Here is a 9,798-nt window from a genome sequence, read left to right on the forward strand (position 1 = left end):
GGGGAGAAACTGTACCGCTCGGGCGACTTGGCGGCTTGGCTGCCGGACGGCAACATCGAATACCTGGGCCGGATCGATCATCAGGTGAAAATCCGCGGGTACCGGATCGAGCTGGACGAAATCGAGACGCAGCTGCTGAAGATCGCCGCCGTGCAAGAAGCCAAGGTGCTTGACCGCGACGACGCGAACGGCCATAAGCAGCTTGTCGCTTATTACGTCGCGGAAACGAGGCTGGCGGCGCATGAACTCAAGGAGGAGCTCGCCAAGCAGCTTCCGGGGTATATGATTCCTTCGCACCTCGTGCAGCTTTCGCGGATGCCGCTGACCCCGAACGGGAAAATCGACCGCAAAGCGCTGCCCGCGCCGGAGGAAGCCGCGGCCGGAGGAGCGGAATATGTCGCGCCGAGAACGCTGCTCGAAATGAAGATCGCCCGCGTCTGGCAGGATACGCTTGGCGTTCCGCAGGTCGGCGTAAAGGATAACTTTTTTGAGTTGGGTGGCAATTCATTAAGTCTGATGAGGCTCGTTCAAGCTGTTTACGATGAAACGGGCCTCGAGATACCGCTGAACCGCCAATTCCACAATTTGACAGTTGAAGCCATGGCTTTCGGCGAGGAGGATCTGGGCCTGGATAAAGGGGGAGACTCCTTCATTAAGCTGAATAAAGCAGGAGATCTGAACGTGTTCTGCTTCCCTCCGGGCAGCGGCTTCGGCATCGGTTACCGAGAGCTCGCAAGCAGGCTCGACGGCCGGTTCGTGCTCTACGGCATTGATTTTATCGACGATGCCGTCGATTACGAGGCCATGCTGAACCGTTATGTGGACGAGATCGTCCGCATCCAGCCGGAAGGACCTTACGTGCTGCTCGGCTACTGCTTCGGAGGCAACCTGACGTTCGAGGTAGCCAAAACGATGGAGAAAAGAGGGTATTCCGTAACGGACGTGCTCATGGTGGACTCGTGGATTAAGGACACGCTGACGCCTTCCGAAACGTCGGAGAAAGAGCTTGAAGAAACGCTTGCCGATTTCGACGAAGAAGAGAAGGAATTAATGAGCAACCCGCTCGTGCGGGAGCGGGTTCATCGGAAGGTCAAAGCGACCTTGGCGTACGAAGCGCAGCTTATTAATTCCGGCACGATCCCGGCCCGGATTTACGAAATGATTGCGAAGGACAGCGAAGCGTTCCGCCTGGAGCACCAATTGCCTTCCTGGCGGGGGGCAACGACGCAAGCTTACGCCGATTACCGGCTGGAGGGCGCGCACGAGGAATTGCTGGAACTCGCGCGCGTGGAAGAAACGGCCGTCGTCATCCGGGACATCTTAGAGCAAGTCAAGCGGCAGATCGAAGCGGAGGCCGGGGTACTGCATGGAAGCTGACCGCCAGCCGTCTGTTCTAGAACAAGGCACAGCGGCGCCTTCCAAGCGCCAAACCGCTTACGCCGCCTGGAAAGCGTTCCGCTGGCTGATGTCCTATGTAAGCCGTCACAAAGGCTGGATGATCGTCGGTATCTTGTCCGCGATTGCCGCCGCCGTTATTGAGATATGGATGGGAAGTTTGATCGAGCAGCTGACCACCCAGGCCGAGAAGGGGGCGGGGCCAATCGTTCTGCAAATCGTGTACACGGTCTTTGTGGTCATCTTGATCGGTGTGCCGGCGAAGTTTTTCATGAGCTTCGGCGTGGAGCGAAGCAGCGCCTCTGCGGTGCAGGATATCCGCAACCATGTCATGCGTCATATCGGCAAACTCCCGGTCTCCTATTTGGAAAAGCAGCACTCCGGCGACGTATTGTCGCGGATCAACAACGACCTGCAGCTCATCCAGCAGTTTATGATTCGGGACCTCGCCCAGTGGTTTTATCATCCGCTGGTGTTCATCGGCTGTTTCGCTTATTTGATCTACCTCCAATGGGAGCTGATGCTGTACAGCCTGCTGTTATTTCCCGTAGCGCTGCTGGTTTCCCAATGGATCGGCAAGCAGTTGGAGCGGTTGACGGAGGAAGCCCAGGCGAACATGGGCCGGATGAACGTCAACCTCCAGGATACGCTTGGGGGTATGCCTATTGTAAAAAGCTACCTGCTATCCGGCATGTTATCTCGCTCCTACCAAGTGCTGCTGCAATTGACGGCCCAAAAAAAGCTGGCCGTGAAAAAGCGGGAAGCCTGGGTCAACCCGCTACTTTCCACGCTGATGATCAGCCCGATCATTTTCGCCGTCAGTTACGGAAGCTATTTGATCTACAAAGGGCAGCTAGGCGCGGGAGAGCTGATCGCCTTCCTGTACTTGCTGAATCTGTGTCTGGAGCCGCTGGAGCATATTCCCGAGCTCATCACGCGGACGTTCGAAATGGCCGGTGCCCTGAGAAGGGTCTCCGAAATCGTCGAGCAGCCGACCGAAACGGAAAATGGCCGTTCGCTTTCGAAAGCGAGCGCCGCCCCCATCGAGTTTCAGAACGTAACCTTCGGGTATGAGGAGAGCTCTCCGATCCTGCGGAATGTTAGCTTCTCGCTGCCGGAAGGGAAGACGATCGCGCTTGTCGGAGCGAGCGGCGGAGGGAAGAGCACGGTGTTTAAGCTTGTATGCGGCTTTTATCCGCTTCCAGAGGACCAGGGCGAGATCCGCGTGTTCGGCAGCCTGATCCACGGCACCGATCCGGAGCAGCTTCGGTCGCATTTTTCCGTGGTAACCCAGGATTCATATTTGTTTAGCGGCACGATCGCTGAAAATATCGGCTACGGGCGGGAAGTAGCGTCGATGGACGAGATTATCGAAGCCGCCAAAGCCGCTCAGGCGCATTCCTTCATTATGCAGCTTCCCGACGGCTACCAGACGTATGTCGGAGAGCGCGGAGGCTTTTTGTCCGGCGGGCAGCGCCAGCGCATTGCAATGGCCCGGGCTTTTCTGAATAATGCTCCCGTTCTGCTGCTGGACGAGCCAACGTCGGCTCTTGATCCGGAGTCGGAAAGCGCGGTTCAGGAAGCGCTGGGCGTATTGATGAAGCAGAGAACGACGATGGTTATTGCCCACCGGCTTTCTACAGTACAAAACGCCGACGAAATTTGGGTCATGGAACAGGGGAGTATTGTTGAAAAGGGCACTCATGAACAATTGCTGAAGATGAAGGGACTGTACGCCCAGTCGTACTATCAGGAATTTACCGAGTCTGCCGAACGCAGGGAGGTGGCGTACACATGAAAAAGGGCGGATGGCTCTCGCAAGTGAAAGAACTCGGCTACTTGCTGATGTTTATGAACCGCAAGCGCAAAACCCAGTACGCCATTGGCCTGGCCGTGACGGCGCTCACCCAGACATTGTTCCTGATCGCCTTCAGCTTGGTCGTACATAACTTGGTTGATTTCGCCGTGTCCCGAGATACGTCCCTGATGGTGGAAGCCTTTATTATTTTGGGCGCGGCCTTGTTCCTGGAAAATGTGATTTCTCCCTGGTTCATTTACTTATACCAGCGCAGTGTCGAGCTGACTGTGCTGAATATCCGCGAACGTCTTTATGACAAGCTGTGCCGGGTGCGGCCGAGATTCCTGGAGCAGACGCACCATGGGGATTTGCTGTCGCGGGTGAACAACGACGTAACGACCGTTGAGTTTACATTCTCGCAGGTTTACTTCGTTTTGCTGCTTCAAGTTGTCTTTTGCATCGGCTCCATTGTCTCCATGGTGTTGATCGATTGGCGGTTTGCCGGCGTATCCTTCGTCATTCTGCTGCTGTCCTCCGTGGTCAGCCTGAAATTTGCGCGGGATATTCGCGCCTTGTCCGAACAAGGCTTGCAAACGCTCGGTAAAATGACCGAAAAATTCAAAGATTTTATGGGCGGCATTCAAATTGTGAAGCTGTTCCGCATCCGCACGATTTACGGCCAGTACGAGGCGTTGAACGAACAAATGACGCAGACGCTTCGGCAAACCGCGCAGAAGAACGGCATGCAGGCTGCGGTGAATCATTTTATCAGCTACGTCACGTTCTGCGGCATCATCGTCATCGGCAGTCTTCTTTATGCCTACGGACTGATGGGAATGGGAAGCGTCGCCGCCCTGGCGGTTCTGCAAGTGAATCTGACGCACGCCTTGTTGAACTTGGGGATGGTTCTGTCGATGACCCAAAATTCGATCGCGGGCGCTCACCGGATTCAAGAGGTACTAAGAGAGGAAGAGGAACCGGAGCGTTTGGGATCTCCTCACAGCGAGCTCGTGTCGGAGGCTGCGGTGGAGTTTCGCGATGTGGAATTTTCATATCAGGCGGATAAAAAGGTGCTTGTCGACATCTCCATGCAGGTGTTTCCCGGCCAGGTCGCCGCTATCGTGGGGGCCAGCGGCAGCGGCAAAAGTACGCTGATCAAGCTGCTGCTCGGCTTTTATCCTGTGGACAGCGGAGAAATCCTGCTCCAAGGCAAACCGTTCGGCCATTACACGCTGGACGAAATCCGCAGGCAGATTGCATACGTTCCGCAGGAGCCGTTCTTGTTTACCGGCACGATTGAGGAAAACATCCGCTACGGCAACCCGGATGCAACGGATGAAGAAGTGATCGAAGCGGCCAAAGCGGCGTACGCTCACCATTTCATTCAGGAACTTCCTGAACAGTATAAAACGCCGGTGGGAGAGAGAGGAGCGTCGTTGTCGGGCGGACAAAGGCAGCGAATTGCGATCGCCCGGGCGATTCTCAAAAACGCCCCGATTCTGCTGCTGGACGAAGCGACTTCCGCGCTGGATAACGAATCCCAGCATTGGGTACAGCAGGCCCTGAACGTGTTGATGAAGGGGCGCACCACCATTCTGATCGCCCACCGTCTCAGCACCGTGGAACATGCGGATTTGATTACCGTCATGAACCAAGGGACGGTCGTCGAGCGGGGCCGCCATCAGGACCTGCTGGCGCTCGGGGGTTATTACGCCCGGCTGTACGGCTAGACCCGCTTTACGGCGGGCGGCTTCCTGCTTGCGAATGCGACAGAGTCTTTTAGTAATCCAAGGTATGACTTTATAACCGGTAGTTACCAGAAAACGCAGACACGAAAAAGGGGACAGAGTCCGAAGGAGCCGTTCCGGGAATGGCCGCGCGGTTCTTCTAAGAGTGACTAAGTGACATCTAGGTACAAAGCCTATCTATAAAGAATCTCTAAACCGGGAGTGTGTCGATGTGAGAGAGAATACCAACGAGCAATATGGATTAACGCAAGCCCAGCGCCGAATATGGTTCATGGAAATTATGAATCCGGGAACGTCCATCACGATGCTTTCCGCGACCTACCAGATTACGGGCGAGATCAACACACAGCTTCTGGAGCAAGCGGCGGCAGAGATCGTCAAAACCTATGACGTTTTCCGAATCCGCATTAGCGGGGATTTGCAAAATCCAACGCAGTGGTTCGAAGAGCCGGAGAATGTCCAAGCTAGGATAAGCCGCCTCGAAATAGGCACAACCGAACAATTCTATGCTTGGGTGAAAGAAGTAAGCGAAAAACCGGCCAGCGTGTTCGACGAACACCTCTACCAATTTACAATTATCCATTTTGCGAACGGCCAAGTATGGCTCAATTTGACGGTAAATCATATTATCGCCGACGGCTTGTCCGTCAATGCTTTGCTGCATGCGGTGATGGAAAAATACCTGCAACTGCGCAAAGGCATCTCCAGCAGTTACCAGGCCCCTTCCTATCTGGATTATATTTCCGCGGAGCGTGAATATGAGCAATCGCAGCGTTATCAAAAAGGCAAGGAATACTGGCTGACGAAGTACAACACTTTGCCGGAAACGACCGGCATTAAATCGTATCCGCCATTCTCGATCGGCAGCGAATCCAATAAACTGGCCATCACTTTGGACGGTTCCCGGTATGAACGCATTCTGGCCTTCAGCGAACAATATCAGGTCAGCTTATATACGTTATTTCTGTCCGCCATGTACGCCTTATTGTACAAGCTGACCGACAGCACCGATGTTCCGGTCGGCACGGTTTTCGCCAATCGCACCAGCAAGAAGGAAAAAGAAACGATCGGCATGTTCGTCAGTACCGTGGCTACGCGGATTCGTCTGAATCCAGACAGGAACGTGCTTTTCTTGATCCAAACGGTTTCCAAGGAAAATACGGCGGATCTGCGGTATCAGAAATACCCTTATAACCAATTGATCCAGGATTTACGCGAACAACACGGCCGCAACGATCTTTCGGGGCTGTTCCGCACATCTCTAGAGTATCTGCCTTTGAAAATCGAGGAGTACGAAGAAATCAAGGTACGCCTGGAGGCTCACTTCGCTAGGCACGAGATGGACGATTTGCTGCTGCGCTTCGACCATATGTTGAATGAAGGCCATGTAATTCTCCATGCTTCCTATCGTACCGGCCTGTTCGAGACGGCCGAGATTGATCGGATTATGGAACAGTATGTAACCGTTCTGGACCAGTTTCTTCAGACTCCCGAACTGCCGGTACGCGAGATTTCTCTGCTGAGCGATGAGGAGAGACACCGCATTGTCAACGTTTTTAACCCGCCGGTGGCAGGGCTGAGCGAGGGAGAAGCGTTTCATCGGTATGTTGAAAAGTTTGCCCGGGAAATTCCGGATCATCCGGCAGTCGTCTACATGGACAAACAGCTGACCTACGGCGAATTGAACGAACGCGCCGAGCGGCTGGCTTCTCTCCTTCGCGAACAGGGCGTGGGAAGGGAGACGATTACGGGAATCTGGGCGGAGCGTTCAGTGGAACTGCTGGTCGGGGTGCTCGCCGTTTGGAAAGCCGGCGGAGCCTATGTACCGCTGGACCCCGATTATCCGGCGGAGCGGATTGAGTACATGCTCAGCGATAGCGATGCATCGGTGCTGCTTACGCAGCGTCATCTGTTGGAGCGGGCCAGAGGTTGGTTGGCCGATGACCGGCTGAAGCTTCAAGCTGTCTATGCCATGGACGATGAACAGATTTATAACGGGGATGCCTTAACCGTGGAATTTGAATCTGCCGACAGCGCCCCGCAAGACTTGGCTTATGTGATTTACACCTCGGGTACGACGGGACGCCCGAAAGGCGTCATGATCGAGCACGGTAGTCTCGTGAATACGGCGGATGCGTACCGTCGCGAGTACCGGTTGGATCAGTTCCCGGTGCGGCTGCTGCAGCTGGCCAGCTTCTCGTTTGACGTGTTCGTCGGAGACATCGCGCGGACGCTGTATAACGGAGGCACGATGGTGATTGTGCCGAAGGATGACCGGATTGATCCGAACCTCTTATACGGCTGGATTCGGGACCAAAACATTACGGTATTCGAATCGACGCCTGCGCTCATCCTGCCGTTCATGCAGCATATTTATGAAGAAGGGCTGGACGTTAGTTCCATGCAGTTGCTGATTACCAGCTCGGATGCTTGCAGTGTCACCGATTACCGATTGCTGCAGGAAAGATTCGGCGGACAATTCCGCATCATCAACAGCTATGGCGTTACCGAAGCGGCCATTGACAGCAGCTTTTACGGTGAGCCGCTGGATAAGCTGCCGCCGTCGGGGCATGTGCCGATCGGCAAAGCTTGGCTGAACGCCCGGTTTTACATTGTCGATGCCGCGTTAAAGCCGGTTCCTGTAGGGGTTCCGGGCGAGCTTGTCATCGGCGGCGCCGGGGTGGCGCGCGGGTACTGGAACCGTCCGGACCTAACCGCTGAGAAGTTTGCGGACAGCCCGTTTGTGCCGGGCGAACGTCTGTACCGGACAGGCGATTTGGCCCGCTGGCTGGAAGACGGCAACGTCGACTTCATCGGCCGGATCGACTATCAAGTGAAAATTCGCGGGTTCCGGATCGAACTCGGCGAAATTGAAACGGCCCTGCTGCGTTTCCCGGGCGTCAAGCAGGCTGTGGTGACCGACCGTACGGATGAGCAGGGGCAAAAGTATTTGTGCGGCTACGTGGCGGCGGATGTTTCTTTGCAGCTGAGCGATCTGCTGTCCCAATTGAAGCAAGAGCTGCCGGCCCATATGGTCCCGGCCCGGCTGGTGTCTCTTGATAAGCTTCCGCTCACGCCGAACGGCAAAATTGACCGTAAAGCGCTGCCTGAACCGACCGGAGAGGTAGAAGCAGGCCGTGAGTATGTGGCTCCTCGCACAACGCTGGAAACAAGACTTGCTCTCATTTGGCAGCAGGTGCTGGGTATTGCGCGAGTTGGAGTCCAAGACGATTTCTTTGACTTGGGTGGTCATTCCTTGCGGGCCTCTACGCTTGTTTCCAAGATTAGGAAAGAGCTGCAAGTCGAGGTTTCGCTGCGGGAAGTTTTCCGTTACACCACGATCGAACAGCTAGCCCAAAGAATCGGCGGTTTAAGGCAGCAGGAGACGTATGAGATTACAAAGGCGGCTGAGGCCGAGTACTATCCGGTTTCATCCGAGCAAAAGCGTCTGTACGTCCTGCGCCAGCTTGACGGGGCCGAGCGCAGCTACAATATGTCGGCGGCGCTTCTTCTCGAAGGCAAGCTGGACCGCACGCGCGTCGAGCACGCGTTCCGGGCGCTGATTCAGCGCCATGAGACGCTGCGTACCGGGATCGAGCAGGTTCAAGGCGAGCTTGTCCAGCGCATCTATGACGAGGTGGAGTTTGCTGTAGATTATTTCCAAGCGAGCGAGCGGGAAGTGGAGCAAGTGGTGGAAGCTTACTATCACCCGTTTGATCTGACCAAGCCGCCACTTCTCCGCATCGGCCTGATCGAAGTCGCCGAGGATCGCCACATTCTACTGTTCGATATGCACCATATCGTCTCGGACGGCATTTCGACAGCGCTGCTCTTCGACGAGTTCAGCCGCCTGTATCGGGGCGAGGAGCTGGCCCCGCTGCGCATTCAATACAAAGATTATGCCGTTTGGCAGCATTCCGAAGCTTACGGGCAGATGCTCCAGCCGCAGAAGGAGTATTGGCTGGAACAGCTGTCGGGCGAGCTGCCGGTCTTGGAGCTACCGACGGACTTCCCGCGGCCTGCGGTGCAAAGCTTTGACGGCCGAACCGTGAAGTTTTATATCGAGAAAGATCGGACGGAGAAGCTGAAAGAGCTGGCGGCACGGACAGGGACGACCCTGTACATGGTGCTGCTGTCGGCTTACACCATCCTTATGCATAAATATTCGGGTCAGGAAGATCTGATCGTAGGAACGCCGATTGCCGGAAGAACGCAGGAAGAAGTGCAGCCGATCGTAGGGATGTTTATCAACACGCTGGCCATTCGCAGCCGTCCGGAGCGTTCCAAGCCGTACCTTACGTACCTGGAAGAAATCAAGGACATCACGCTCGGGGCTTTCGAACACCAAAATTATTTGTTCGAAGACTTGGTAGAAAGTCTTCACATTCCGCGCGCGACCGGCCGGAATCCGCTCTTTGATACGTTCTTCGCCCTGCAAAATACGGAGAACGAGCAAATTGTCATCGAGGGGTTGGAGCAATCGTTTTATCCGCTGGAAAACCGAACATCCAAGTTCGAGCTGCTCCTGGATATTTCGGAGCTGGACGGTCAGCTCGAATGCCGGTTGGAGTACGCTACGGCTCTGTATAAACAAGAGACCGCGGAGCGGTTCGCCAGACATTATGACAAGCTGCTCGAAACCATCGCAGCAGCGCCGGACGAGGATATTGCCTCGCTGGAAATGCTCACGGAGGAGGAAATCTACGAGCTGGTGCGCGGTTTCAACGATTCGGAGGCGGACTACCCGCGGCAGCAGACGATTCACGGCTTGTTTGAAGAGCAGGCGGAGCTTTACCCGGACAACGTGGCCGCCGTCATGAACGAGCGGCAGCTGACCTACCGCGAGCTGAACGAGCG

At 55.3% G+C, this 9,798-nt stretch carries 4 protein-coding genes; all 4 read left to right on the forward strand.

Going from position 1 to position 9,798, the window contains the following annotated elements; translation table 11 throughout:
• The coding region (locus tag NLX73_RS24735; protein ID WP_254327600.1) for a thioesterase domain-containing protein at window positions 1-1,377 on the forward strand (1,377 nt) is incomplete at its 5' end.
• Entirely contained in the window at window positions 1,367-3,193 is a 1,827-nt protein-coding gene (locus tag NLX73_RS24740) for an ABC transporter ATP-binding protein (protein ID WP_254327601.1), read from the forward strand. The genes NLX73_RS24735 and NLX73_RS24740, both read left to right, overlap by 11 nt.
• Window positions 3,190-4,923 carry an ABC transporter ATP-binding protein gene (locus NLX73_RS24745; RefSeq protein ID WP_254327602.1) on the forward strand — a complete coding sequence of 578 codons (1,734 nt, stop codon included), beginning with the start codon at window positions 3,190-3,192 and terminating at the stop codon, window positions 4,921-4,923. The genes NLX73_RS24740 and NLX73_RS24745 overlap by 4 nt, the downstream gene beginning before the upstream one ends.
• 229 nt (window positions 4,924-5,152) lie before the next feature.
• The coding region (locus NLX73_RS24750) for a non-ribosomal peptide synthetase (protein ID WP_254327603.1) at window positions 5,153-9,798 on the forward strand (4,646 nt) is incomplete at its 3' end.

Origin of the sequence: Paenibacillus sp. CH40 (assembly GCF_024213605.1) — a bacterium.
GTDB lineage: Bacteria > Bacillota > Bacilli > Paenibacillales > Paenibacillaceae > Paenibacillus > Paenibacillus polymyxa_B.